Source organism: Arthrobacter sp. SAFR-023 (assembly GCF_051965295.1).
Lineage (GTDB): Bacteria > Actinomycetota > Actinomycetes > Actinomycetales > Micrococcaceae > Arthrobacter.
Genome location: NZ_JBQCMF010000009.1, coordinates 141,283 through 167,522, shown reverse-complemented (window position 1 = coordinate 167,522; position 26,240 = coordinate 141,283). Strand labels below are relative to the sequence as shown.

General features: G+C 67.3%; 23 protein-coding genes. 17 read left to right on the top strand and 6 right to left on the bottom strand.

Annotated elements, in window-relative coordinates; all coding sequences use genetic code 11:
• Nucleotides 1-96: 96 nt before the first annotated feature.
• Nucleotides 97-1,134: a GNAT family N-acetyltransferase gene (locus ACTHQX_RS11755; RefSeq protein ID WP_440157601.1), complete on the top strand. Its 1,038-nt coding sequence runs from the start codon at nt 97-99 to the stop codon at nt 1,132-1,134.
• A gap of 15 nt (nt 1,135-1,149) precedes the next feature.
• On the opposite strand, the gene ACTHQX_RS11750 is transcribed toward ACTHQX_RS11755, so the two are convergent.
• Entirely contained in the window at nt 1,150-1,668 is a 519-nt protein-coding gene (locus tag ACTHQX_RS11750) for a DinB family protein (protein ID WP_440157603.1), read from the bottom strand.
• Nucleotides 1,669-1,677: 9 nt separating this feature from the next.
• Nucleotides 1,678-4,194, bottom strand: coding sequence for a DNA gyrase/topoisomerase IV subunit A (locus ACTHQX_RS11745; protein WP_440157605.1), 2,517 nt, complete (start codon nt 4,192-4,194; stop codon nt 1,678-1,680).
• A 56-nt stretch (nt 4,195-4,250) separates the two neighbouring features.
• Here ACTHQX_RS11745 and ACTHQX_RS11740 point away from each other — a divergent pair, with 56 nt between their 5' ends.
• From ACTHQX_RS11740 to ACTHQX_RS11725, 4 genes are read left to right on the top strand one after another with little or no spacing between them, the layout of a single operon-like run.
• The gene (locus ACTHQX_RS11740) at nt 4,251-6,941 is read left to right on the top strand and encodes a bifunctional acetate--CoA ligase family protein/GNAT family N-acetyltransferase (protein ID WP_440157607.1); all 2,691 of its coding nucleotides are present in this window, start codon (nt 4,251-4,253) and stop codon (nt 6,939-6,941) included.
• 44 nt (nt 6,942-6,985) lie between these two features.
• Nucleotides 6,986-7,726 carry a DUF5998 family protein gene (locus tag ACTHQX_RS11735; protein ID WP_440157609.1) on the top strand — a complete coding sequence of 247 codons (741 nt, stop codon included), beginning with the start codon at nt 6,986-6,988 and terminating at the stop codon, nt 7,724-7,726.
• Nucleotide 7,727: 1 nt separating this feature from the next.
• Entirely contained in the window at nt 7,728-9,011 is a 1,284-nt protein-coding gene (locus ACTHQX_RS11730) for an alkaline phosphatase family protein (RefSeq protein WP_440157611.1), read from the top strand.
• Nucleotides 9,004-9,738 (top strand): thymidine kinase, encoded by a 735-nt coding sequence (locus ACTHQX_RS11725; protein WP_236808033.1) that lies wholly within the window; start codon nt 9,004-9,006, stop codon nt 9,736-9,738. The genes ACTHQX_RS11730 and ACTHQX_RS11725 overlap by 8 nt, the downstream gene beginning before the upstream one ends.
• Nucleotides 9,739-9,748: 10 nt before the next feature.
• Here ACTHQX_RS11725 and sepH read toward each other — a convergent pair whose 3' ends face one another.
• On the bottom strand, nt 9,749-11,230 hold the full coding sequence (gene sepH / locus ACTHQX_RS11720; protein ID WP_440157613.1) for a septation protein SepH: 1,482 nt from the start codon (nt 11,228-11,230) through the stop codon (nt 9,749-9,751).
• A gap of 176 nt (nt 11,231-11,406) precedes the next feature.
• Between sepH and ACTHQX_RS11715 the strand changes: the two genes are divergently transcribed.
• Complete coding sequence (locus tag ACTHQX_RS11715) at nt 11,407-11,706, top strand: DUF4193 domain-containing protein (protein WP_440157615.1); 300 nt, start codon at nt 11,407-11,409, stop codon at nt 11,704-11,706.
• Between the two features lie 112 nt (nt 11,707-11,818).
• Here the strand turns inward: ACTHQX_RS11715 and ACTHQX_RS11710 are convergent, their stop codons facing one another.
• Nucleotides 11,819-12,307: a DUF3093 domain-containing protein gene (locus ACTHQX_RS11710; RefSeq protein WP_440157617.1), complete on the bottom strand. Its 489-nt coding sequence runs from the start codon at nt 12,305-12,307 to the stop codon at nt 11,819-11,821.
• 91 nt (nt 12,308-12,398) lie between these two features.
• On the opposite strand from ACTHQX_RS11710, the gene dut reads away from it, so the two are divergent.
• The 4 genes from dut (at nt 12,399) to ACTHQX_RS11690 (ending at nt 14,832) form a co-directional block, all read left to right on the top strand.
• Nucleotides 12,399-12,971 carry a dUTP diphosphatase gene (dut, locus tag ACTHQX_RS11705; protein ID WP_440157619.1) on the top strand — a complete coding sequence of 191 codons (573 nt, stop codon included), beginning with the start codon at nt 12,399-12,401 and terminating at the stop codon, nt 12,969-12,971.
• A gap of 73 nt (nt 12,972-13,044) precedes the next feature.
• Nucleotides 13,045-13,758: a DUF3710 domain-containing protein gene (locus ACTHQX_RS11700; protein ID WP_236808038.1), complete on the top strand. Its 714-nt coding sequence runs from the start codon at nt 13,045-13,047 to the stop codon at nt 13,756-13,758.
• Nucleotides 13,751-14,080, top strand: a complete 330-nt coding sequence (locus ACTHQX_RS11695; RefSeq protein ID WP_440157621.1) for a hypothetical protein — start codon at nt 13,751-13,753, stop codon at nt 14,078-14,080. Before ACTHQX_RS11700 ends, ACTHQX_RS11695 begins: the two co-directional genes overlap by 8 nt.
• Nucleotides 14,077-14,832, top strand: a complete 756-nt coding sequence (locus tag ACTHQX_RS11690; RefSeq protein ID WP_440157623.1) for a DUF3159 domain-containing protein — start codon at nt 14,077-14,079, stop codon at nt 14,830-14,832. Before ACTHQX_RS11695 ends, ACTHQX_RS11690 begins: the two co-directional genes overlap by 4 nt.
• On the opposite strand, the gene ACTHQX_RS11685 is transcribed toward ACTHQX_RS11690, so the two are convergent.
• Both ACTHQX_RS11685 and ACTHQX_RS11680 read right to left on the bottom strand, forming a co-directional pair.
• A complete protein-coding gene (locus tag ACTHQX_RS11685; RefSeq protein ID WP_440157625.1) occupies nt 14,802-15,626 on the bottom strand; it encodes a potassium channel family protein in 825 nt (274 codons plus the stop codon). The genes ACTHQX_RS11690 and ACTHQX_RS11685 overlap by 31 nt on opposite strands.
• The gene (locus tag ACTHQX_RS11680; protein ID WP_111903489.1) at nt 15,627-16,298 is read right to left on the bottom strand and encodes a potassium channel family protein; all 672 of its coding nucleotides are present in this window, start codon (nt 16,296-16,298) and stop codon (nt 15,627-15,629) included. It abuts the gene before it with no gap.
• 94 nt (nt 16,299-16,392) lie between these two features.
• On the opposite strand from ACTHQX_RS11680, the gene ACTHQX_RS11675 reads away from it, so the two are divergent.
• The 7 genes from ACTHQX_RS11675 to ACTHQX_RS11645 all read left to right on the top strand — a co-directional run bounded on the left by ACTHQX_RS11675 (nt 16,393) and on the right by ACTHQX_RS11645 (nt 26,234).
• Entirely contained in the window at nt 16,393-18,369 is a 1,977-nt protein-coding gene (locus tag ACTHQX_RS11675; protein ID WP_236808042.1) for an APC family permease, read from the top strand.
• Nucleotides 18,366-19,739 carry a class I SAM-dependent RNA methyltransferase gene (locus ACTHQX_RS11670; RefSeq protein ID WP_440157628.1) on the top strand — a complete coding sequence of 458 codons (1,374 nt, stop codon included), beginning with the start codon at nt 18,366-18,368 and terminating at the stop codon, nt 19,737-19,739. Before ACTHQX_RS11675 ends, ACTHQX_RS11670 begins: the two co-directional genes overlap by 4 nt.
• A 154-nt stretch (nt 19,740-19,893) precedes the next feature.
• Entirely contained in the window at nt 19,894-22,719 is a 2,826-nt protein-coding gene (locus ACTHQX_RS11665) for an aconitate hydratase (RefSeq protein ID WP_440157630.1), read from the top strand.
• A gap of 175 nt (nt 22,720-22,894) precedes the next feature.
• Nucleotides 22,895-24,868, top strand: a complete 1,974-nt coding sequence (gene dxs / locus ACTHQX_RS11660; protein ID WP_440157632.1) for a 1-deoxy-D-xylulose-5-phosphate synthase — start codon at nt 22,895-22,897, stop codon at nt 24,866-24,868.
• Entirely contained in the window at nt 24,865-25,410 is a 546-nt protein-coding gene (locus tag ACTHQX_RS11655) for a DUF402 domain-containing protein (RefSeq protein WP_440157634.1), read from the top strand. Before dxs ends, ACTHQX_RS11655 begins: the two co-directional genes overlap by 4 nt.
• Nucleotides 25,407-25,967: a hypothetical protein gene (locus tag ACTHQX_RS11650; protein ID WP_440157635.1), complete on the top strand. Its 561-nt coding sequence runs from the start codon at nt 25,407-25,409 to the stop codon at nt 25,965-25,967. The genes ACTHQX_RS11655 and ACTHQX_RS11650 overlap by 4 nt, the downstream gene beginning before the upstream one ends.
• A 48-nt stretch (nt 25,968-26,015) precedes the next feature.
• Nucleotides 26,016-26,234 (top strand): hypothetical protein, encoded by a 219-nt coding sequence (locus ACTHQX_RS11645; protein WP_236808048.1) that lies wholly within the window; start codon nt 26,016-26,018, stop codon nt 26,232-26,234.
• Nucleotides 26,235-26,240 lie beyond the last annotated feature (6 nt).

Genomic DNA, 26,240 nt, shown 5'->3' with positions numbered 1-26,240 from the left:
GCCCCAGCCTAAGCCTTCCCGTGGCGCAGCGTCAGGAATGCCAGGCAGCGTCAGGCAATGATGGCGCGGCCTCTTCCCGGCGGCTAGCCTGATCCCATGACGCACACCGACGACTCTGGCCTGACAGCGGACGGTTCAGCCGGGCTGCCCGCGGTCGACTTTCCGGCACTGCACTGGCGCAGCGCCGGCCCCGCGGATTTGGACGCGTGGGCTGCGCTGATCGCCCGCACCGCGGCTATCGAGGAGCCGGTGTGGTTTGAACGGCGGGCGGACCTGGAACAGATCATGGAGTCCAAAAACAACCCGGTGGGCACGAACACGGTACTGGGCCTGGACTCCGGCGGCGTCCCCCGGGCCTACGCCCGCCTTACCAAGAACAAGGACGGGGCCAAGGCGCACGGATTCTGTGCCGTGGATCCGCAGTGGCAGCGCCGCGGTGTGGGCTCAGCCCTGCTGTCCTGGCTGGAGGCCCGGACAAGGCAGCGGTTCGCGGAAGATGCCGTTGCGGTCCAGGACAGTCCAGGGCCGGCGCCACGGCTGCGGCTTTTCACCGAGCAGAAGCAGCAGCACCAGTGCGTGCTTCTGCAGGAGTGCGGGTATGAGGTGGTCCGCTACTACAACGAGATGCACCGGCCGCTGTCGGTTCCACTGCCCGAAGCACCCCTGGAGCACGGGCTGGAACTGGTGCCCATGCAGCCCGGGCTGAGCGAAGCCCTGCGCTTGGCGCACAACCAGGTCTTCGCCGATCACTGGGGCAGCGAACCACGGGACGAGGAGTCATGGGGCTTCGTGGTCAACGACCCCCTGGCCCGGCCCGACCTCAGCGCCGTCGTGCTGGAGAGCCGCACGGGTGAGATCGCCGGCTACCAGCTGGCCAGCTATGACCCGGACAACACGGCGGCGCGCGGGTTCAGCGAGGGCTACACGGACCTGCTCGGTGTCCGCCGGGAGTTCCGCGGGCGCGGCATAGCCCAGGCGCTTCTGGCTGACGCCATGCGGCGCTTCGCCGCCGCCGGCCTCGACAAGGCGTCGCTGGACGTGGACTCCGAGAACCCCACCGGTGCCATGGCGCTGTACCGCAAGATGGGCTACGCCCCGGTCAACACCAGCCTCGCGTGGGACAAGGTCCTTTAGCAGGACTGACTCGGGTCAGCCGTCCACGTCCGCAAGGTGATGGACGACGTCGTGCAGGAAATACTGTGCGAGCGTCAGGACGGTGAACTCCGAGCCGTTGCTGCGCAGCCCTGTCCGGCCCCACTGCGACTCCTGCACCCTGGCGAAGGAAGCCGCAACCTGCTGGCCCTCCGTGGTGAGCTCGGCGCTCACCACGGCCGGGTCTGCATTCGCGTAGTCGCCCTCCACAGCGGTCCGGTCCTGGTCCCAATTCTCAAACTGGGCGTCGTCTTCGGTGAGCATCAGGTTGAGGCGGCGGTCGAAGAGGCTGAACACGTCCCTGACGTGGCAGGCGTACTCCAGCACGGACCAGGTGCTGCTGTCCGGGCGCTCGCTGACGTCCGGCCGGCGGAGCACCGCCCGCCAGCGCGGCAGCATGTTTTCGACGCTGCCGGGAACCGTTGACGGCGTGACGGTGGATGCGTCGAAGCCGCACTGGCTGCAGGGGCGGGACAGGACCCAGGTCCAGTCCTTTTCATCCGGGACGATAGGCATGGCAGTAGTCTAGGCGGATTCCGGCCAGGCCATACTCGGACCGATCACATCCACCGCCTGCGAGAGCGGGATGCCCGAACCGTCGCGCCGGCCGTGCTCCTGGGGCAGCGAGCGGGCTACGCCTGCCGACGAAGATGCCTTCGCCGGGCCGTGGCCGGCCCACGCCAGCAGCAGTGTGTCCTCACCCTTCAGGAACCGGTGTGCCCGGACGCCGGCGGTAGCGCGGCCCTTGGCCGGGTATTCGTCAAAGGCCGTCACCTTGGCGGCCCCGGGGGCGGTGCCCGGCAGGGCGCCTTCCGTGCCGGAAATGGTGACGACGACGGCGGCCTCATCGCCGGGGGCGACCGCACCGAAGAACATCACCTGGTCGCCGGGGGCAAGCTTGATGCCCGCCATGCCCCCGGCCGTCCTGCCCTGTGGGCGGACGACGGCGGCGCTGAACCGCAGCAGCTGTGCCTGCCGCGTCAGGAACACCAGGTCGTCGTCGTCGGACCCGGCCGGCGCCACGCCCACCACGGTGTCCTTGTCCCTCAGCGTGATAACTTCCCAGTCCTCGCGGTTCAGGGGGTAATCCGGCTGCACCCGCTTCACGACGCCCTGCGCCGTGCCGATCGCCAGCACCACATCAAGCGGGGCGAACGCCACGAGGGTCTCACCCTTCAGCAGGGTAATGAAGTCCTTGGCCGGAACACCTCCGGCGAGGTTCGGCAGGCCCGAGACCGGCGGCAGGACGGGCATGTCCATCACCTGGATCCGCAGCATGCGCCCCTGGGACGTGATGGCGGCGATCTCGCCCCGGGCGGAGGTCTTGACCACCGAGCGGAACACGTCGTGCTTGGAGCGCGGTCCGGTCTCGGCCAAGCTGTCCTGGTTGGCGGTCCGGGCAATCTGCCCGGAGGCCGTGAGGATAGCCCAGCACGGGTCGTCCGCGATCTCGAGGGCCAGGGGAGCGGGTTTGCCCTTCGCCCCTGCCTTTCCCTCGACGGCGGCGGCGCTGGCCACAGTCGGGGACACGGCCTCGGATTCGAGGAGCACCGTCCGCCGCGGGGTGCCGTACTTCTCCGCGATCTCCGCGAGTTCGCCGGACACCAGTTCCCGCAGCAGCTGATCGGATTCGAGGATGGCCTCCAGTTCGGCGATCTCCTTGCGAAGCTGGTCCTGTTCCTTTTCGAGCTCGATCCGGCTGTACTTGGTCAGCTGGCGGAGGCGGAGCTCGAGGATGTAGTTCGCCTGGATTTCGGAGAGGTCGTAGATGGACATCAGCCGTTCGCGCGCCGCGGAGGCCTCGTCCGAGGACCGGATGATCTGGATGACCTCGTCGATGTCCACGATGGCGATGAGGAGGCCCTCCACCAGGTGGAGGCGGTCCTTCTTTTTGCCGAGCCGGAACACCGTGCGGCGGCGCACCACCGAGATGCGGTGGTCCACGTAGACGGTGAGCAACTGGAGCAGTCCCAGCGTCTGCGGCTGCCCGTCCACCAGGGTGACGTTGTTGATGCCGAAGGAATCCTCCATCGGCGAGTAGCGGTAGAGCTGCTGGAGCACGGCGTTGGGGTTGAAACCGTTCTTCAGCTCGATGACCAGCCGCAGGCCGTGCTTGCGGTCGGTCAGGTCCACGACGTCGCTGATGCCCGCGAGCTTCTTGCTGTTGACCGCGTCCTTGATCTTCTCGATCACCTTTTCCGGGCCCACCATGTACGGCAGTTCGGTGACCACGAGGCCGGTCCGGCGCGCCGAGAGCTGCTCCACCTCCACCTTGGCGCGGGTCTTGAAGGAGCCGCGGCCCGTGGCGTAGGCGTCCCGGATTCCGTCCAGGCCCACGATGCGGCCGCCGGTGGGCAGGTCGGGGCCGGGGACGAAGCGCATGATGTCTTCCAGCGTGGCGTCCGGTTCGGCGATGAGGTGCCGGGCGGCGGCGATGACTTCCACGAGGTTGTGCGGTGCCATGTTCGTGGCCATGCCCACCGCGATGCCGGTGGTGCCGTTCACCAGCAGGTTGGGGAACGCTGCCGGGAGGACCTCCGGCTGGGTGAGCTGGTTGTCGTAGTTGGGGACGAAGTCCACCACGTCCTCGTCGAGGTGGTCCGTCATGGTGAGCGCTGCCGCCGCCAGGCGGGCCTCCGTGTACCGCGGGGCCGCCGGGCCGTCGTCGAGCGAGCCGAAGTTCCCATGGCCGTCGATCAGGGGCAGCCGGAGCGAGAAGTCCTGGGCCATGCGCACCATGGCGTCATAGATGGCGGTGTCGCCGTGCGGGTGGAGCTTGCCCATGACCTCACCCACCACGCGGGCGCTCTTGACGTGGCCGCGGTCAGGACGGAGGCCCATGTCGCTCATCATGTAAAGGATGCGGCGCTGGACGGGTTTGAGGCCGTCCCGGGCGTCGGGCAGGGCCCGGGAGTAGATGACCGAGTACGCGTACTCCAGGAAGGAGCCTTCCATCTCGGAAGTCACGTCGATATCAACGATGTTTTCAGTGTAGTCCTGGACTGTTTCCCCTGCGGGGGTGCGTGTTTGGCGGCGTGCCATGGGGCTGGTGGATCCTTTTTGGGGTGCACTTCGGGAGGTTTAGCTAGGCTAAGCCTATGGTGGATCAGCCCGGGGACGGCGAATATCCGGAATATTGGGAGGCCGATGTCGTTCTGAGGGACGGCGGCACAGCGCATTTGCGCCCCATCCATCCCACCGACGCAGACGCCGTGCAGACCTTCCACACGCGGCAGTCGCAGAACTCCATCTACATGCGCTTCTTCGCCTTCAAGGAGCGGCTCTCCAGCCGCGAGCTCAAGCGCTTCACCGAGGTGGATTACCGGGACCGGGTGGCCTTCGTGATCACCATCGGCGGGGACATCATCGGCATCGGCCGGTACGACCGGCTGGACGACCCCGCGGAGGCCGAAGTGGCCTTCAACATCGCAGATGCGCACCAGGGCCGGGGCATCGGCTCGATCCTGCTGGAGCACCTCGCGGCGGCGGCCCGCGAAAACGGGATCCGCCGGTTCAGCGCCGAGGTCCTGCCCGAGAACCGCAAGATGCTCATGGTCTTCTCCGACGCCGGGTACGACGTCAAACGCCACTTCGACGACGGGGTGGTGAGCCTGGAGTTCAACATCGACCCCACGGACAAATCACGGGCCGTGATGGAAGCCCGGGAACACCGTGCGGAGGCGAGGAGCGTCCAGGACCTGCTGGCGCCGTCGTCGGTGGCGGTGATCGGTGCGAGCCGGCGGTGGGGGACCGTGGGGTACCAGCTCCTGGAACACATCATCGAAGGCGGCTTTACCGGCCCCGTCTACGCCATCAACCCCGAAGCCTTCGAGCTTGCCGGCATGCTGTCCTTCGGCAAGCTCGCCGAGGTGCCCGGTCCGGTGCAGCTGGCGATCGTCGCGGTGCCCTACGAGGAAGTCCCCAAGGTGGTGGATGAATGCGCGGCCGCCGGTGTGAAGGGGGTCCTGGTGGCCTCCGCGGGTTTCACCGAGGACGGGGAGCGGGGCCTTGCCCGGCAGCGTGAGCTGGTGCGGCAGGCGCGGGCCAACGGGATGCGGGTTATTGGGCCGGCCTCGCTCGGCATCGTGAACACCAACTCCGCGGTGTCGCTGAACGCCTCCATGGCGCCGAGCCTGGCCCTCGGCGGCGGCCTGGGGCTGTTCAGCCAGTCCGCAGCGATCGGGGTGGCGCTGTACGCGGCGTCCAGCCGGCGCCGCGCCGGCATCTCAACGTTCCTGTCGGCCGGAAACCGGGCCGATGTGTCCGGCAACGACATGATGCAGTTCTGGGAGGACGACGCCGACACCACCGCCGTGGGCCTCTACCTGGAGTCGATCGGCAACCCGCGCAAGTTCTCCCGCATCGCCCGGCGGCTGGCACGGTCCAAGCCCGTGATTGTGGCCAAGTCAACCTCCATGGGGCTGCAGCTGCCGCCCGGCCATGCCGTGCGAACCACCCAGGCGCCCGCCGATGCGCTGGACTCGATGATGCGCCAGTCCGGCGTGATCCGGGTGGAGACCATCGAACAGCTCATGGACGTGGCGCAGATCGTGTCCGCCCAGCCGCTCCCCAAGGGGGCCGGGGTGGCGGTTTTCAGCAACTCCGGGGCGCTGGGGAAAGTAGTGGCGGACAGCGCCGGGTCCCACGGCCTGGGCGTCGAGGAGCTCGTGACGGAGCTGGATCTGGACGCCGGCATGTCCCGTGCCCTGCCCGCCCTGCGGGACCGGCTCCGGGAAGTCCTGGCCAAAGACGCGGTCCACGCCGCAGTGGTTGCCTTCCTTCCGGCGCGCGGCCTGACCGTGGAGAAGATTGCCGGGGCGCTCGCAGAATCCTCCGCCGAAGCCGGAAAGCCGGTGGTGGCGGCGTTCACCGGCATCCTCGATCCGTCGGTGTACGTGGAAGGCATGGTGGGGGATGGCGCCGGCGCCGCACCGGTGCCGTGCTACTCGAATCCGGGGGCGGCGGTGGCCGCCCTGTCTGCCGTGGTGCGGTACGCCGAATGGGCGGAGCGGGACCAGGGCCTTTTTGTGGATCCTGACGGGTGCGATCCTGACGCCGCGCACGCCGACCTCGAAAACCTGCTGGCCGATGTCCGCGGCGAGCAACTCAAGAAACTCAGTCCGGACGACGCGGCCCGCCTACTGGCGCATTACGGGATCAGGGTCATGCCCTCGGAAGGCTTCGAAACGGACGATGAAGCCGTGGAGGCGGCCGGCAGGCTGGGCTGGCCGGTGGCACTGAAGACCACCGATCCGACGCTGCGCCACCGGCTGGACCTGGGTGGGGTGCGGCTGGATATCCAGGATGCGGACTCCCTCCGGCTGAACATCCTCCAGATGCGCCGGGCGCTGGAGCCCTACGGCTCGGCGTCGCTGGAGGTCCAGACCATGGTGCCGGTGGGCCAGGCCTGTACCCTGCGCGCCATCGAGGACCCGCTGCTGGGGCCCATGGTGTCCTTCGGGCTGGCCGGCGACGCCGTGAACCTGCTGGATGACTGGGCGCACCGGGCCCCGCCGCTGTCTGCCGGGGACCTGCGCGACCTCATCCGCAGCCCGCGCGCGTCCCGGAAGCTGTTCGGTTACCAGGGCCTGCCCGCCGTGGACGTTTCCGCGCTGGAGGATGTGGCGGCCAGGCTGACACGGCTCAAGGACGCGCATCCGGAGATAGCACTTGTGGAGTTCAACCCGGTCCTGGCCACGCCGCAGGGGGCGTTCATCCTTGCCGCAGACGTGCGGATCGGCAACGCTGCGCAGCGTACCGACAGCGCGCGGCGGGCGATGCGCAGCTAGCTGCCTGGTTAGCATGTGCCACACCGATCTGTGAAAATGGGGAAATGAGCTCCCAGCCTCCCACCTCGAAGCCTCAAGCGCCCGACCACAGCCCGCAGGCTTTCCACCACAGCTCACACAACCACAGCGCGCAGGGCCAGAGCCTCGACGGCGCCCTGCAGCAGGCCGGCTTTTACCCGCTGCTGGTAGCCGACGTGGTGGATGACGCCCTGGACGGCCGGGACTGCCTCGCACACCTTGTCCACCTCGAGACCCATTTTGACCGCGCAGAGGTCCGCCGGCACATCACCGTCCTGGTCCTGACCGAGGACATGCTGGTGATCACGCACGTGGACGACCAGCAGCTCGACGAGGCGGGCGAGCAGATCGTGGCACAGATTTCCACGGAGTCCGTGCCGGTGGCGCAGATCCGTTCGGTGGTCCTGAGCTACATGTACGCCCAGCCGCAGAACTACAAGCCTTCGGACCCCGTCCGCGAGGTCACCCTGTCCATCGCCTGGTCCGGCGGCCAGCGACTGGACATGGGTCCGGCGAGCTGCGGCGACCCGCAGTGCGAGGCCGACCACGGCTACAGCGGCACCATCGCCCAGGAGGACATCGTCCTGCGCATCAGCGCCGAGGCGGACGGCCTGCAGGCGGTCCAGGATGCCAAGCTTTTTGCCCGTGCCCTTCGCGCCGTGAACACCGGATCTCCCGCCCCGGTGCGGCATGCGCCGTCTGCCACCCACCCGCGTCCCCGCATGGGCGTTTTTGCGAACCGGCTCAGCCGCGGGCACAAGCGCTGAGATGCGGGGACAGGACAACCCTTCCTCAGGCTCTGCGACACGAACCACGGAATCCGGGCCTGCCGTAAGCGGCCTGCCGGCCGCCCCGGCCTACGGCCGCCGCTCCGTGGCCGAGGTGCTGGGCAGCGCGGCCGCCAGCCTCGGGGTGCCGGGTTTCGAGAACGCGCTGGGCCTCCCGCAGGCCAAGCGCGTGTGCGTGGTCCTTGCCGACGGGCTGGGACGCAGCCTGCTCAAGCAGAAGAGCGCGCACACCCCGTTCCTCCGGGGCGTCCTGCAGCAGGGCCAGGGTGCCGTGCCCGTCTGGCTGGATGCCGCCTTCCCTTCCACCACCGCAGCCTCCCTCGCCAGCCTGGGCACGGGACTCGCCCCCGGCCAGCATGGACTGGTGGGCTATGACGTCCTGGACCCGGACCAGGACAAGGTGGTCAACATGCTGGGCAACTGGGATGCCGGCGTGGACCCGCAGCAGTGGCAGCCGTTCCCCACCGTCTTCGAACGCGCCTCCGAGCACCTTGCCGTCACCACGGTAAGCCTGCCGCAGTTCGGCGGCTCGCCCATGACCCAGGCGGCGCTGCGCGGCGGCACCTTCGTCTCCGGCACCACCTCCCACGCCCGCACCGCGGCGGCGGCCGAGGCCATGGCTGATGCGGACTCCGCCCTCATGTACTTCTACGTGAACGACCTCGACAAGGCCGGGCACCGGTACGGCGCGCAGTCGCCGCAGTGGGAACACCAGCTTGAAGAGCTGGACGCGACGGTCAGGCGGCTGGATGCGACCCTCCCGGCCGGAACCACAGTGCTGGTCACGGCAGACCACGGCATGTTGGACGTCGCGGAGTCACAGCGCCTCGACTACGCCGCCGATCCCGCCCTCGTGGACGGCGTCCGGCACACTGCCGGGGAACCGCGGATGGTGCACCTGTACCTGGAGGACGACGCCGGCGATGCCGCACGCGAGCGTCTCCTGGCGGCCTGGCGGGCCCGCTTCGGCGACAGGATCTGGGCCTTCACCAGGGCGGAAGCCGTGGCTGCAGGGCTCTTCGGAACGGTCCGGCCCGAGGTCACGGGTCGGCTGGGCGATGTGATGGTGGCAGCCAGGGACGCTCTGGCGTTCTACGACACGCGCCGGGTGCGGCCAACGGCCATGGAAGTGGTGGGCCAGCATGGTTCCCTGACCAAGGCCGAACGCGAAGTCCCGCTGCTCAGTTTCCGCGCTTCGGGCAAGACAGCCCCGGCCAGAACAGGTTCCGGCAAGGCAGGCGGCCGCCGGGGATCCCGTGGCTGAGCTCGTCTTTTTCTCCGGAACCATGGACTCCGGCAAGTCCACCCTTGCGCTGCAGATGGACTACAACCACCGCGCCCGCGGCCGAGGCGGGGTGCGGTTCAGCCGCAACGACCGCGCCGGCGACTCCAAAATCTCCAGCCGCCTGGGGCTGCAGACCGAGGCCGTGGAAGTCGTCGATTCCACGGACTTCTGGGACGAGGTGGTGCTCCGGCGCACCCAGGGGATCCGCGTGGACTACCTCATCTGCGACGAGGCACAGTTCTATTCAGCTGCCCAGGTGGAGCAGCTGGCACGCGTGGTGGACGAGATCGAGGTGGACGTCTTTGCCTTCGGCATCACCGCGGACTTCCGGACCCGCCTCTTCCCGGGTTCGCAGCGACTGATTGAACTCGCGGACCGGGTGCAGGTCCTCCAGGTTGAAGCGTTGTGCTGGTGCGGCCGGCGCGCCACCCATAACGCCAGGACGGTCGACGGCGTGATGGTCACCGAAGGTGCCCAGGTGGTGGTCGGCGACGTGGACATGGCGGTCGATGCTGCAGCCGTTGAGGCTGCGGCCGGCGATCCCGGCAGTGATGCTGGCCATGCGCCAGTGGTGGGCTACGAAACGCTGTGCCGGAGGCACTTCATGCGCCGCGTCACCGCTCATGGCGCCAGCATCATTGCGCAGCAGGACCAGCTGCTCCCGTTCGAGGTGGACGCCTGCCTGTGGCACGGTGCTGGTAGCTAGTGGCTACTGGCTAGTCGCCGCGGGTGCCGAAGACGATTTCGTCCCAGCTGGGAACACTGGAGCGCTTCGGCCGGGACGGCTGGCGTTCGGGTTCATCCCGGTCCTGATCGGCGCGGGGAGCTCCCTGGCCAGGCTGTGGCCGTGCCCCGTCCATCCGGCTCCCCTCCATGCGGCGCCTGGCGTTGCCGCGGCCCAGGAGTTCATCCAGTCCCGGGTTGGCAGGCGCCGGACGGCCGGTAACCGGGCCGGTGGCCTGCGCCGCCGGTGATCCAGGCTCGTCAGGCTTGGCCGGACTGTCTTGTCCGGCTGCCGGGTGACCCGGGACGATGGTGATTTCGCGCGTGTGGGTGCTGACGCCGTCGTGCAGCTTCAGCGACTCGTCCTCGGCGTCCTCCTCATGCCGGGGCACCAGGTTGAGGCGGGAGACCATCGATGGCCTGCCGTCACGGCGCCGTGCCAGCGTGAATTCCGCCGCCGGAGCCTCGGCGGCGCCGCCGTCGTCGTTCCCCTCCGGTTCCTGTTCCGCGCCGTCCTGCTGCCCAGCGTCATCGGGATCCACCGAATCTTCTGACTGCCAGGAACCATCGAGTGATGCGGCCTCTGTGCCTGCAGGTTCTTCCTCGGCCCGCGGGTGGGCGGCCGGGACGCCGTTTGCCAGCAGCAGCGCCAGGGCGTCGTCGCTGTCCTCATCCACCCCGAGCCGCTGGCCGCGCCGCGAACGCAGCATGTCCAGCAGGCCGTCCGGGTCTTTCTGCTGCTCGGTGCCAGTTCCAGCGCCGGCCCCCATGCCGGTCCGCGCCGCGGCTTCCGCGTCGGTCTCGAAGTCGAAGGGCCTGTCGGACACGGCTGACAGCCGGCGGGCCGGCACAGGTCCGTCCAGGGGCTCCAGTTCGCTGAGTTGCTGGGCCCAGCGGTTCGCGTTCTGCAAAGATTTGCGGGTGGGATTGAAAGTCCACATGGCGGGGGGTTCTTCGCCGATGCTCGCGTGGCCGCCGGGGGCAGCTTCAAACTTGGCCACCACGGTCCAGGTACCGTCCGGCCGGCGCCATGAATCCCACTCCAGAGTGGAGGACTGGATGCCGTGGGCGGTGAGCCGGTGGGCCACCATGTCGCTGAGCGTGGCGGGGGTGTCGCCGAAAGCCGAACGGTAGACGTCGTGCCCCGGGGCAGGGGAGGCAACTTCCACCTTCTGGGCCTGCTGGGCAATGTACGCGCGTTCGGCCAGGACTGGCCCTTCGTACCGCTCGACCTTTTCCTGCGGCATGCCGCAGGCGGCTGCAACCTCGGCAGCAGTGGAACCGCTGCGGATTTTCGCCTGGATGTCGCGGGGGGACATGGCGACCGGGGCCACGGCGGACGAGCGCGCAGCGGGCCGGCTGGCGGCCAGCCTGAGCGCCTCGTTGATGGGCAGCCGGAACATTGCGCCGCCGGTGCCGCTTAACAGGAGATGCTCCCCGTCGTCGTGGACGCCTACAAGCCGTAGATCCTGCATACAATCCTCCACCCTGGCATTACTATCATTCGAAACTCTGCCACCCCGCACTGTCTTTTCCCGTTAGGGCAGAGGGCGCGCCGCGAAATTCCGGGTGTTTTGGGGGGCTATCGCAACTCTGGCAGGCGTTGGTTCCGGGTGTGGCTTTTCCGCAAGGCAGAGAGGACAATGTGCGCGTGCCGACTGATTATGATGCGCCGCGGAAGTCCGAAGAGGACCTCAGCGAGGACTCGATTGAGGAGCTGAAGACCCGCCGTGTGGAGAAACCGACGGCGGTGGTGGAGGAGGACGAGACCGACCTCGCGGAAGGCTTCGAGCTTCCCGGAGCGGACCTGTCCGGCGAGGAGCTGACGGTGCGCGTGATGCCTGCCCAGGCCGACGAATTTACGTGTGCCTCGTGCTTCCTGGTCCGGCACCGCTCCCAGATCGCGCGCGAAAGGAACGGACTGCTTTACTGCCGTGATTGTGAAGGTTAGGCGCGACTGAGATGGCCAGGGGCCTGTGAGAGCTAGGGGCCTGTGAGCGCTAGCGGCCTTTGAGCGCTGGGGGCCTGTGAGAGCTATGGGCCGGTGAGGGCCGGGCGCCTGTCTACTTCCCGTTGATGGCGGCCGCGAGTTCCTCGGGGCGGCGGGTCGACGTCAGCCAGTACGGCGTGGGGTCCGACGGGTCGGTGATCTCGATCCTGACCACAGGGTCGATCCACCCCCGGATGCACATGTAGGCGAGGCCGTTCAGGCGTGTGCCGCGCTCCGCCGTCGCCTCTTTGCCGCGGTGCGCCGCAGCCCCGCCGATCAGGCTGCGTTCGATGCTGGCCCGGCCCACCTGGACGGTGCGGGTGGTCACAGACACCGACGGCGTGGACAGGACCAGCAATACGGCTTCAATGGCGAACAGAACAGCAGCCGCCGTGAAGCCGGCCACCATGCTGATGGGGGCGAAGACCAGGATGCCGGCCGATGCAATGCCCAAGGCAACAACCCAAATCCAGGCGCCGGGCCACAGCTTCTCGGAGAAAAGCACGGTTTCGTCCGGTGAAGACGGGTTGCGGGAAGGGACGGCGGCGCTTGATTCGGGCATGCCCCCAGCTTAGTGGCCAGTCGTGCGGGCCTTCTGCAGTAGGAGGAGTCAGAGGAGTAGTAGGACTCACGGCGCGATAGAGTGTGGGACTGTGACTGACGAATCAACGGCCATGACATCCCTCGCACAGCAGGCTCCAGCACAGCAGGCTCCAGTGCAGCAGGCCTCCGCGGCTGCAGCGCAGCCCCCTAGGGCGGAATTCGGAGCACCCACGGTGCAGGTGCAGCTGAAAATGCTCGACGACGGCCTGGAAGCGCCGTCGTACGCCCACCCCGGTGACGCCGGGGCGGATCTGCGGGCCCGCGAGGACGTGGTGCTCGAACCGGGCGAACGGCGCCTCGTTCCCACCGGAGTATCGATCGCACTGCCGGATGGCTTTGTAGCCCTCATCCACCCCCGCTCGGGTCTCGCCACCAAGCACGGCCTGACAGTCGTTAACGCACCGGGGACTGTCGACGCCGGGTACCGCGGAGAGATCGCGGTGACGCTGCTCAACACCGACCGGGACCAGGCCATAGAACTGCGGCGCGGCGATAGAATTGCACAGATGGTGATCCAGCGCGTGGAGCACGCGCAGTTCGTCGCCGTGGGGGAGCTGAACGACTCTGTCCGCGGTGCCGGCGGGTTCGGCTCCACGGGCGGGTTTGCCGTTCCGGGCACGTAGCGGCACAACACCGGCTTAGCTGCACACCCGCGATTCGGGGCGCGCGACACGATCACAACTAAGGAGACAACGCATGGTTTTTGGGCGGGGCAAGAAAGCCAAGAAGCAGGAATCGGCAGAACCGGAGGACGTCCAGGATGACGCCACCCCGGATGCGGCCGGCAATGCCGCGGACGACCGCAGGGCCAATGGCCCATTCGACGTCTCCGAGATCAGCAGCCGCGACGGCTATGTGGACCTCGGCGCCCTGCTCATTGCCCCGCGCGACGGACTCCAGCTCCGGCTCGAAGTTGAGGAAGCAACCCAGCGCGTCGTTGCCGTGACCATGGACCTTGAGGGGTCGAGCCTGCAGCTGCAGGCATTTGCCGCGCCCCGGTCCGAAGGGCTCTGGGACGAGATCCGGGAGCAGCTCGGGCAGTCTGTCGGCGGCCAGGGCGGCCAGGTTGAGGAGATCCCGGGAGAGTACGGCGTCGAACTCGTGGCCAAGCTGCCGGCGGGCGCCCCGGACGGCAGCCAAGGTTACCGCGCAGCCCGCTTCATCGGCGTCGACGGCCCCCGCTGGTTCCTTCGCGGCGTTTTCGGCGGCGAGGCCGCGCTGGACCGGGAAGCAGCTGCAGGCCTCGAGGACCTGTTCCGGAAAATCGTCGTCATCAGGGGCGAGAACCCCATGCCGCCCCGCGAACTGTTGCAGCTGCGCCTGCCCAAGGACGCCGCCGGACCCGTGCCCCCTGCAGAGCCGGACTTCGAGCAGCCCGAGCGCGGGCCGGAGATCACCCAGATTGGTTGATGCAGGCGGCCCGCAGGACCAGGCGGTACCCATCCGCGGGCTGCCGGAGCGCGGGCGCGTCCTGTGCCACGGATTTATCGAGTCGGTAACCTACGCGCCCCCGTCGCAGGTGGCAGCCTTCATGGCCATTGTCTCGGACCACGACACCCCGGTCACGGAACGCCGCGGGCGGCTGCGGGTCATCTGGCTGGGCCGCCGCCGCATTCCAGGGATTGATGCGGGGACGGAACTCAAACTCGAAGGCATGCTGACCGTAAAAGAAGGCATGCGCACCATGTTCAACCCCCGCTACGAGATACTGTCCCGCCAGGAGAACCAATGACTTTGCCTGAGAACCCCGATTCGGGGCCGGGCCGCGAAGAGCCCAAGCCCGCGCCCGAGAACCCGGGTTTTGCAGGGCTGGCCGAGGACTACGCGTCCAAGGCAGGGCTGCACCGCACCCACGACGGCCGCATCGACGTGCTCAAGAGCGCCGGCGGGTACCAGGGGATCGCCGAGAGCATCCTGCCCGGCCTGGTCTTCCTGGTCGCCTTCACCGCCAGCAGTGCCCTGACGCCGTCGCTCATTGCTGCGTTGGGCACCGCCGCCGTCTTCACGGTGGTCCGGCTCGTGCAGCGCCGTCCGCTGACCCAGGCACTGGCCGGCGTCGTCGGTGTGGGCATCTCCGCGTGGTTCGCCAACACCACCGGCAAGGCCGAAAACTTTTATCTTCCCGGATTCCTGACCAACGCGGCCTACATCGTGGCGATGGTCATCTCCATCGCCGTCCGCTGGCCGATCGCGGGCCTGCTGTTCGGGTTCATCCGGAACGAAGGCCTGGACTGGCGCAAGGACCCGGCCCGGGTCCGCGCCTACCGGCTGGGCACATGGATCATCGTCGGCGTGCTGCTGCTTCGCCTGGTGGTGCAGGTTCCCCTGTACCTGATGGGTACGGACGGGCTGGCGGCATTGGCCACCACCAGGCTCATCATGGGAGCGCCGCTGTACATCCTCGGTGTGTGGCTCGCCTGGCTCATCACCCGGCCCGCGGCAACGCCTGACGGTCAGCCGTCGAAGCCGTCATCATCCAGCTGATCTGACCGGCCCAGCTGATCCGCGGTTGCCGGGGCCGCTGCTGCGCCGCCCTGCCCCTCGCCTGAACCGTTCCCCTCGCCTGAACCGTTCCCCTCGCCTGAACCGTTCCCCTCACTGGGCGAGTTCCCTTCACCGGAGCCGGGTGAGAGGAGCTCGCGCAACTGGTTTTCGGCCGCGATGGTGGTGACGAAAAACAGCTCGTCGCCGCCGTCAATGACATCGTCCCGGCTGGGCGTGATCGGTGCCTGGTCCCGCAGGATAGCCACCAGCGTGGAGTCCTCGGGCCAGTCGATGTCGCCCACCGTCAGCCCGATGGCGTGGGAGTCATGCGGCACGGTGAACTCGACGAGTGATGACACACCTGTTTGCAGGGTCAGCAGCCGGACGAGGTCGCCGATCTCAACAGCTTCCTCGACCAGGGCCGTCATGAGCTGCGGCGTGTTCACGGCAACGTCCACGCCCCAGGAGTCATTGAACATCCAGTCGTTCTTCGGGTTGTTCACGCGTCCCACGGTTCGTCCGATGCCGAACTCGGTCTTGGCCAGCAGCGAGACGACGAGGTTCACCTTGTCATCGCCCGTGGCGGAAACCACCACGTCCGCGTCTTCGAGCTTGGCGTCCTGCAGGGTGCTGAGCTCACAGGCGTCGCCCACCAGCCAGTGCGCGCCGCGCAGGCCGCTGCGCCCGATCACTTCGGGCTTCAGGTCGATCAGCAGGATCTCGTGTTTGTGGGCCAGCAGCTCACGGGCAATCGAGGAGCCGACGCTTCCGGCCCCGACGATGACGACTTTCACTTAGGACTCCTTGGCGGGGGCTTTGGCGAGGATGTGGGCGACTTCGGACGTGCGGTCCGCCCGCAGCATGGCGTGCACGCTATCGCCGTCCTGGTAAGAAGTGCCCGCGGCGGGCAGCATCCCCTCGCCGAACCTGGTCAGGTACGCGACCCGGACGTCGGCCACCTTTTCGATGGAGGAAACGGGATGGCCCACCCATTCCGGGTGGAGGTCGAGTTCGGCCAGCACGAGGCGGCCGGAGGGGTCGCGGAAGTCTCCGGCGAGGTGCTGTTCGGGAAGGATGCGGCGCAGGACCTGGTCGGCGCTCCAGCGCACCGCGGCCACCGTGGGGATGCCCAGGCGCTGGTAAATTTCGGCGCGGCCGGGATCGTAGATGCGGGCCACGACGTGCGGCACGTGGAATGTCTCGCGCGCCACCCTGGTCGCCAGGATATTGGAGTTGTCGCCGCTGGAGACCGCCGCAAAGGCATAGGCGTCGGCAACGCCTGCCTGCTTCAGCGTGTCGCGGTCAAAGCCGACGCCGGTGACTTTCCTGCCGGTGAAGCCCGAGCGGAGGCGGCGGAAGGCGCGATCGTCCTGGTCGATGATGGCCACCGAATGGCCGGCATCCTCGAGCGTGTGCGCCAAGGTGGCCCCGACGCGTCCACAACCCATGATCACGAAGTGCGCCACGCGTTCTCTCCTCAACTCTCGCCGACTGCTCCGTAAGACTCTACCGCCGGAAACCTGCCATGACATCGCGTGCGAATCAGACTAACTTTGTGTGGTGCTGACAATTCTGAATGCCGCGAAGCGCGTGCTGGTGGGGAGGCCCTTCCGGAACGACAGAATGGCCCACACGCTCCTGCCGAAGAGGATCGCGCTGCCCATCTTCGCCTCGGATGCACTGTCCTCCGTTGCCTACGCTCCCGATGAGATTCTCCTCACGCTGGCTTTGGCCGGCGTGAGCGCCGTGGCCTTCTCCCCGATCGTGGGCCTGGCTGTCATGGTGGTCCTGCTGACCGTGGTGGCGTCCTACCGCCAGAACGTCCATGCGTACCCCTCAGGCGGAGGCGACTACGAGATCGCCAACGAGAACCTGGGCAAGTACGCCGGACTGACCGTGGCGTCAGCGCTGCTCGTGGACTACGTGCTCACGGTTGCCGTGTCCATGTCATCCGCGGCCGCCTACCTCACCACCGCCATCCCGTCACTCCATGGCCAGCAGGCAATAATCGCCACTATCGGCGTGGTGATCCTGGCGCTGGTCAACCTGCGCGGCATCAAGGAAGCCGGCAGCGTCTTCGCGGTGCCGACGTACATCTTCATGGCATCCATCCTGGGCATGACCGCCGTCGGCATCTTCCAGGCCGCTACCGGCCAGCTGGGCCGGGCGCCGTCGGCTGCCTTCGAAATTGTGCCCGCCGCCGGTTTCGACGAGGGCCTCGTCGGACTCGCGGGCGCATTCCTGCTGCTCCGGGCTTTCTCGTCCGGTGCCGCCGCCCTGACAGGTGTGGAAGCCATCAGTAATGGGGTGCCGAACTTCCAGAAGCCCAAGAGCAAGAACGCGGCCACCACGCTGCTGCTGCTCGGGATCATCGCCTCGGCCATGCTGGCAGGAATCATTTACCTGGCCAACGCCACCAAAGTGCACATCGTGCTGGACCCGGCCACCGAATTCCTGCTTAACGGGCAGCCGTTGCCCGAGGGCTACATCCAGAACCCGGCCATCAGCCAGATCGCGCAGACCATCTTCGGTGCCGGCTCCATTCCGTTCTACATCGTGGTCGCGGCTACGGGCGTCATCCTCGTCTTTGCCTCCAACACGGCCTTCAACGGCTTCCCGGTGCTGGGCTCCATCCTCGCCCAGGACGGATACCTGCCGCGGCAGCTGCGTACCCGCGGCGACAGGCTCGCCTTCAGCAACGGCGTGCTTGCCCTGGCGGCCGGCGCCCTGGTCCTGATCCTGTCCTTCAATGCGGACGTCACCAAGCTCATCCAGCTGTACATCGTCGGCGTTTTCATCTCGTTTACGGCTAGCCAGCTGGGCATGGTCCGGCACTGGGGCCGCGAGCTGAAGCTGGCCAAGGACAAGGCCGTCCGGCGCAGGATGATCAAGTCGCGAACCATCAACATGATCGGCTTCGGTATGACAGCGCTGGTGCTGGTGATCGTGCTGATCACCAAGTTCGAACAAGGTGCCTGGATTGCCCTGCTCGCCATGTTCGTCCTGTTCCTCATCATGTGGAGCATCCGCGCCCACTACGACAACGTGGCCAAGGAGCTGGCGGTCGACGAGGATTCGTCGCCGCGGGCGCTGCCCACCCGCGTGCACGCAGTGCTGCTGGTGTCCCACGTGCGCAAGCCCGTGCTCCGCGCCCTTGCTTATGCCCGGGCTTCCCGGCCGTCGCGGCTGGACGCCATCACGGTGGACATCAACGCCGAGGAAACAGCGCACACCCTTGCCGACTGGGAGAAACTGGAGATCCCGGTTCCGCTGACCATCCTGGCCAGCCCCTACCGCGAGACGGTCACGCCGATCATGGACTACATCAAGAACATGCGCCGGGACTCGCCCCGCGACCTGATCGTGGTCTACATCCCCGAGTACGTGGTAGGCAAATGGTGGGAGCAGCTGGTGCACAACCAGACAGCCCTCCGCATCAAGACCCGGCTCCACTTCGAGCCGGGCGTCATGGTTGCCAGCGTCCCCTGGCAGCTCAAATCATCCGAAGAAGCCAAGAGACTGCAGGACATTCAATGAGCCCGGACACCCAGACCACCTCCACCGGACTCGAACTGGTGGTCGACGTCGGCCCCGTCGCCCACGGCGGGCACTGCGTTGCCCGCCATGAGGGCCGCGTGGTCTTCGTCCGCCACGGCATCCCGGGGGAGCGGGTGCGGGTCCGGCTCACCGACGCCGAAGAGAAGGCCAAGTTCTGGCGGGCGGACGTTGTGGAAGTCCTCGATGCCTCGCCGGACCGGGTGCCGCACTTCTGGCGGACCGCCGATTCCGCAAGCTCCTGGGCGCGCGGGCGCCCGCCGGTCGGCGGGGCCGAGCTTGGCCACGTATCGCTGCCGCGCCAGCGGAGCCTCAAGTCCGAGGTGCTGGCCGAACAGCTTAACCGGCTGGCCGGCGTCGAACTCTCCCCGGACGTGGAAGCGGTCGGACAAGCTGCAAAGACAGCCGGCGCCGGAAACACGGACGACGGCGGGGCCGGCCTTGCGTGGCGCACGCGCGCCAGCTTCGGCGTCACCCAGAACGGCCGGCTTGGCATGCACGCCCACCGCTCCGATCAGGTGATCCCCGTACAGGAAATGCCGCTGGCCGTCGACGGCATCAACGCCCTGCGGCTGTGGGATGTGGACCTTCAGGGCATCGAGCGGGTGGAGGTGGCCGCCCCTGCCAACGGCTCGCGGCCGCTCGTGCTGCTCGCCCCCGCCCCCGGGACCCGCGCCAAACGGCTGAACTCCATCCTGGCCCAGCTTCCGGCGGACGTGTCCGTGGCCAGTTACGATCCGCTCAAAAATGAGACCCTGCAGCTCCGCGGCCGGACCTGGGTGCAGGAATCTGCGGCCGGTCACGACTACCGGGTCACGGGTGCAGGGTTCTGGCAGATCCACCGCGACGCGCCGGAAACCCTGGTGGGGGCCGTCACTGGATTCCTGCACGAAGGCGGGTTCCTCGAACCCGGTGCCGCGGTGGCGGACCTTTACGCCGGAGCGGGGCTGTTCACGGCGCCGCTGGCAGACGCGGTGGGGGAGACCGGATCCGTCCTGTCGGTGGAGGGCGCCCCGGGCACCAGCCGGGACGCGCGGAAGAACCTGCACGGTGCACCGCAGGTGGAGATCGTGCAGGGCAAGGTGGAACGGGTGCTCCGCCAGCGGCCCCGCCAGTTCGACGCCCTCATTCTCGACCCGCCGCGCGCCGGTGCAGGCAAGGCCGTGGTCAGCCAGCTGATTGCCTCAAGCCCCCGCGCCATTGCCTATGTGTCCTGCGACCCGTCGTCGTTCGCACGAGACATTGGTTACTTCCAGGCGGGCGGTTGGCAACTGTCCGGGCTGCGGGCCTTCGACCTGTACCCGCATACGCACCACCTGGAGACAGTCGCACTGCTGACTCCCCGCGGCTGATGTGGCTAGGATGGGCCTAGTAGTCCCACGTCGCGCGCCGTATTCCCGGCTGACCCCATGCTCTTGTGTATGACCTTGTACTAGTTAGGACCACCTAACTAGCAAGCGGTCTACCGCGCGACAAAGATGAAACTGTTGCGAGAGGAGTCCTGCGATGAGCACTGTGGACAGCTTCGGTTCAAAAGGCAAACTTAATGTAGCCGGAACCGAATACGAAATTTTCCGGTTGAACTCCGTTGAAGGTGCAGAAAACCTTCCGTTCAGCCTCAAGGTATTGCTTGAAAACCTGTTGAGGACCGAGGACGGCGCGAACATCACCGCCGATCACGTCCGCGCCCTGGCAGGATGGGATCCTAATGCCCAGCCCGACACCGAAATCCAGTTCACGCCTGCCCGCGTGATCATGCAGGACTTCACTGGCGTTCCCTGCGTGGTGGACCTTGCCACCATGCGCGAGGCAGTGAAGGAGCTTGGCGGCGATCCAAAGAGGGTGAACCCGCTTGCTCCGGCCGAGATGGTCATTGACCACTCCGTCCAGATCGATGTCTTCGGTAACTCCGGCGCACTGGAGCGCAACATGGAGATCGAATACCAGCGCAATGGTGAGCGCTACCAGTTCCTGCGCTGGGGCCAGACCGCGTTCGACGACTTCAAGGTTGTCCCGCCGGGAACCGGCATCGTGCACCAGGTCAACATCGAGTACCTGGCCCGCACCATCATGACCCGCGAAGTGGATGGCGCGCTGCGCGCGTACCCCGACACCTGCGTCGGTACCGACTCGCACACCACCATGGTCAACGGCCTGGGTGTGCTGGGCTGGGGCGTCGGCGGCATCGAGGCCGAGGCTGCCATGCTGGGCCAGCCGGTCTCCATGCTGATCCCGCGCGTGGTGGGCTTCAAGCTCAGCGGCAGCATCCCTGCCGGCGCCACCGCCACCGACGTGGTGCTCACCATCACCGAGATGCTGCGCAAGCACGGTGTTGTTGGCAAGTTCGTGGAGTTCTACGGCGAAGGCGTGGCGGCGGTGCCGCTGGCCAACCGCGCCACCATCGGCAACATGAGCCCGGAGTTCGGTTCCACGGCCGCCATGTTCCCGATCGACGACGTCACCCTCGACTACCTGCGCCTCACCGGCCGCTCCGAGGAAAACGTTGCCCTGGTTGAGTCCTACGCGAAGGAACAGGGCCTCTGGCACGATCCTTCCCGAGAGATCAAGTTCTCCGAGTACCTCGAGCTGGACCTCTCCACCGTTGTTCCGTCGATCGCCGGCCCGAAGCGTCCGCAGGACCGCATCGAGCTGACCGAGGCCAAGGACGAGTTCCGCCACGACCTCAAGAACTACGTCACCCACGACGCCGACGCCGGCTCGCTGGATGAGTCGCTGGAGGAATCCTTCCCGGCTTCCGACCCGCCCTCCTTCACCACCGGCGCCACGCACGTGACCGACAGCGACCGCGTTCCGCCGAAGTACTCGGCCGCGCACGGTGCCGAAGGCCGCACCTCCAGCCCTGTCGCCGTAAAGATGGAAGACGGCCGCGAGTTCGACCTGGACCACGGAGCGGTGACCATCGCGTCGATCACCTCGTGCACCAACACGTCCAACCCCTCGGTCATGCTTGCCGCCGCCGTGCTGGCACGCAACGCCGTGAACAAGGGCCTCACCGCCAAGCCGTGGGTCAAGACCTCTGTCGCCCCCGGTTCCAAGGTGGTCACCGACTACTACGAGAAGTCCGGCCTCACCCCGTACCTGGAGAAGCTCGGCTTCTACATCGTGGGCTACGGCTGCGCCACCTGCATCGGCAACTCCGGTCCGCTGGAAGCCGAGATCTCCGAGGCCATCCAGGCCAACGACCTCGCCGTCAGCGCCGTGCTCTCGGGCAACCGCAACTTCGAAGGCCGCATCAACCCGGACGTCAAGATGAACTACCTGGCCTCCCCGCCGCTGGTCATCGCCTACGCCTTGGCCGGTTCCATGGACTTCGACTTCGAAACCGACGCCCTGGGAAAGGACGAAGCAGGCAACGACGTCTTCCTCAAGGACATCTGGCCCAACCCGGTTGAGGTCCAGGAAGTCATCGACTCCTCCATCGACAAGGAGATGTTCGCCAAGGGCTACGAAGGCGTCTTCGAGGGCGACGACCGCTGGAAGGCGCTCGACACCCCTGCCGGTGACACCTTCGCCTGGGACGAGAAGTCCACGTACGTCCGGAAGCCCCCGTACTTCGAGGGCATGAAGGCCCAGCCGGAGCCCGTGCAGGACATCACCGGTGCCCGCGTGCTGCTCAAGCTCGGCGACTCCGTCACCACGGACCACATCTCCCCGGCCGGTTCGTTCAAGTCCGACACCCCCGCCGGCCAGTACCTGCTGGCCAACGGTGTGGAGCGCAAGGACTTCAACTCCTACGGCTCGCGCCGTGGCAACCACGAGGTCATGATCCGCGGCACGTTCGCGAACATCCGCATCAAGAACCAGCTCCTGGACGGCGTGGAGGGCGGCTTCACCCGCGACTTCACCCAGGCTGACGGCCCGCAGGCCTACGTCTACGACGCCGCTCAGAACTACCAGGCAGCCGGCACCCCGCTGGTGGTTCTGGCCGGCAAGGAGTACGGCTCCGGTTCGTCCCGTGACTGGGCAGCCAAGGGCACGGCACTGCTGGGCGTCAAGGCCGTCGTCGCCGAGAGCTACGAGCGCATCCACCGCTCCAACCTCATCGGCATGGGCGTCCTGCCTCTGCAGTTCCCGGCCGGCGAGTCCGCTGCCACGCTGGGCCTGACGGGCACGGAAACCTTCGCTGTGGAGGGCGTCACCGCCCTGAACGAAGGCACCACGCCCAAGACCCTCAAGGTCACCGCCACCGCCGAGGACGGCTCCGCCAAGTCCTTCGACGCAGTGCTCCGCATCGACACCCCGGGTGAAGCGGACTACTACCGCAACGGCGGCATCCTGCAGTACGTTCTGCGCCAGATCTCCGCTAACTAGCGGGATGTAGCCGGGCCAGCCCCGGTAAGCAGCGCGATGAGGCTCCGGCCGGTCAGCAGACCGGCCGGGGCCTCTTGCGTTGGTGAAGGCGCTGCCACACGCGCTGGCCCTGCCCGAGTGTCAGCGCGGAGGCGCTACAGTTAATAGGCATGTCTACCAGCCGAAGGAGGGGCCGTTGGGAATCTTGGAGACCATCCGGAATCCGCAGGACCTGAGCAAGTTGTCCGCGGCGCAGCTGGATCAGCTGGCCGCCGAGGTCAGGGAATTCCTGATCGGCAACGTCTCCCAGACGGGAGGGCACCTTGGTCCCAACCTCGGCGTCGTTGAACTGACCATGGCGGTGCACCGGATCTTCGATTCGCCCCGCGACAGCATTGTCTTCGACACCGGCCATCAGTCATACGTGCACAAGCTCCTCACCGGACGGCACGACTTCAGCACCCTCCGCCAGCAGGGCGGCCTGTCCGGTTACCCGGACCGCGGCGAGTCGGAGCACGACATCGTCGAAAGCTCCCACGCCTCATCCTCGCTGTCCTGGGCCGACGGCATTTCCCGGGCCCGGCAGCTGACCGGTGACGGCGACCGTTACGTCGTCGCCATCGTCGGGGACGGCGCGCTTACCGGCGGCATGGCCTGGGAGGCCATCAACAACATCGCGGCGGACAAAAAACGCCGGGTCGTGATTGTCGTGAACGACAACGGCCGCTCCTACGCCCCGACCGTCGGCGGCTTTGCCGACTACCTGGCGTCCCTGCGCCCCACCATCGACTCCCTTCGCGCGGCCCCCGCCTACGAGGTCGCCCTGGACTGGTGGAAGAAAAAGCTCCAGAACGGCGGCCCCGTCGGCCAGTTCACTTACAAGAGCCTGCATGCCATGAAAAAGGGCATCAAGGACTGGTGGGCGCCGCAGGGCATGTTCGAGGACCTCGGCATGAAGTACATCGGCCCGGTGGACGGCCACAACCTGCAGGCCATGGAACACGCACTGTCCACCGCCAAGAACTACGCCGGCCCGGTCATCGTGCACGCCATGACCGAAAAGGGCCACGGTTACGCGCCGGCCCGCGCGCATGAAGCGGACCAGTTCCACGCCGTCGGGATCATCGACCCCGAGACGGGCGAGCCCGCCCAGGCCGGGGGCGCCAAGTCCTGGACGTCGGTGTTCGCCGATGAAATCGCGGACATCGCCGACGAACGCAAGGACATTGTCGGCATCACCGGCGCCATGCTCATCCCGGTGGGGCTGCACAAATTTGCGGCACGGCACCCGGAACGCGTGTTCGACGTCGGCATCGCGGAGCAGCACGCGCTCACCTCCGCAGCGGGCATGGCTTTCGGCGGGCTGCACCCGGTGGTGGCCGTCTACGCCACCTTCCTCAACCGCGCCTTCGACCAGCTGCTGATGGACGTCGCCCTGCACAAGGCCGGCGTGACAGTTGTCCTGGACCGCGCCGGCGTCACCGGTCCGGACGGCGCAAGCCACCACGGCATGTGGGATATGGCCATGGTCCAGATTGTTCCGGGGCTCCACCTGGCTGCGCCGCGTGACGCCTCGCGGCTGCGCGAAGAGCTCCGCGAGGCCGTCGCCATCGAGGACGCCCCCACTGTCATCCGCTATTCCAAGGGAACGGTCGGGGCCGAGGTCGAGGCCATCGAACGGCTGGCCGACGGCGTGGACGTGCTGTCCCGCCGCCCGGCCGGCTCCACGGAGAACGATGTCCTGATCGTCAGCGTGGGCGCCATGTCCGAGCTGGCCCTGAACGTCGCCAACCGGCTGGGCGCGCAGGGCATCAGCTCCACCGTCGTCGACCCTCGCTGGGTCCTGCCGGTGCGGAAGTCGATCATCGCCCTGGCCGCCAGGCACCGTTTGGTCATCTGCATCGAAGACGGCGTCCGGGCCGGGGGAGTCGGGTCCCGGATTCGCCAGGAGATGCGCGCCGCCGGTGTGGACACTGCGCTGAACGAGGTTGGCCTTCCGGTCGAATTCCTGGACCACGGGACCAGGAGCCAGGTGATGGAGCGCGTGGGCCTCACCGCCCAGCAGATCACCCACGACGTCGTTGCCCAGGTCCTCGGGACCAAGGTTCCGTTCGCCCGTCCGCTGCCCGGCCAGGAACACCCCACCACCGGAAGCCTGCCCAAACTGTGAGGGAGCCCGATTCCCTGCAGCCAGGGGAACTGGTGGTGTCCCGCAACCGCAAATGGGACGGCTCGGCACACTGGGTGGTGCCCGGCAAGTACCTCGGTGAGGACCAGCACGGCTGGTGGATCTTCCAGCCGGCCAACGAGTTCTGCTCCCGGCCCGGCGCGGCCTTCTACACCGCGTCTGATGCCGTGCTTCTGGTGCCGCGGACCGGCGAGTTCGTGGTCACCTTCTACGACGACACCTATCCGGGCGACTTCCGCGTCTACGTCGACCTGGCCACCGGCCACGAGTGGCGCAGGATCCAGCCGGGCGTTACCGAATTCCACGTCATCGACATGGACCTCGACGTGATCCGCTCGGTGAAGCGCGGCGTGTTCGTCGACGACGAGGACGAATTCGCCGAGCACCGGCTCCGCATGGAGTACCCTGAGACGCTGGTGCACGCCATGCAGGCCGAGTGCGACGCCCTGTTCCTTGCCGTCAAGGGCCAGGAGGCTCCGTTTGACGGCACCGACACCAGCTGGTTTATGAGAGGACGGGCATGAGCGGAATTATCCGGGTCTACAAGCGCGACGACGAAGGAGCGCTGCTCTTCCGGGAAGCCTGGTACGACGAGGACTACAGCCAGTTCGTCATGAACCACGGCGCCGTGGGGCACCAGAGCAAGACCCAGGAAACCGACGTGCCGGACGCCGAGGCCGCCGAACGCCTGATGGACGCCTTCGGGGCGGCGTGCGCCGAGGACGGCTACGCCGAGATTCCGGACGAGGAGCAGTACTGGGTTGTGGCGCAGTACGCGCTCAAGACCCGCGAGGGCACCAGCCGCGACCGCTACCTGGAGGAAAAGGCGAAGGACGCGCTTGCCGGGCATCTTGCCTGGCGTGGCCTGGGAATTGTGGACCGCTCGGAATTCAGCGACGCCAAGCTCAACATTTTCTGCCTCTGCCCGGACGTGAACAAGGCCGTAAACGCGATCAAGGTCTGCATCCGTGCCGAGGACCTGGACTTTACCAAGCTGAGCATTGGAGCGGCCCCGTTCAGCGACCCCTCGGCCCTCAAGCTCAAGCATTCACCCAAGCAGGTGGCCGGCTTCACCCTCTAAAAGCAATTCAAGCACGTACCGCAGTCAGCACCAGGAAGGCAGAACGTCATGACAAAGAAGTCAGCCCAGCCGGGACGCACGCCGCTTCCGCGGGGCCTCTCCTCGCCCGACCGCAGAATCCTCGCCCACGCCGGCGTGGAGTCCCTTGAGCAGCTGGCGCAGCTTGGCCGTAGCCGGCTGGCGGCGCTGCCGGGCATCTGTCCGCGGACCCTGGCCCAGCTCCACGATGCACTGGAGGAGCACGGCCTGGAGTTCGCCGCCGCCTGAGGGGTT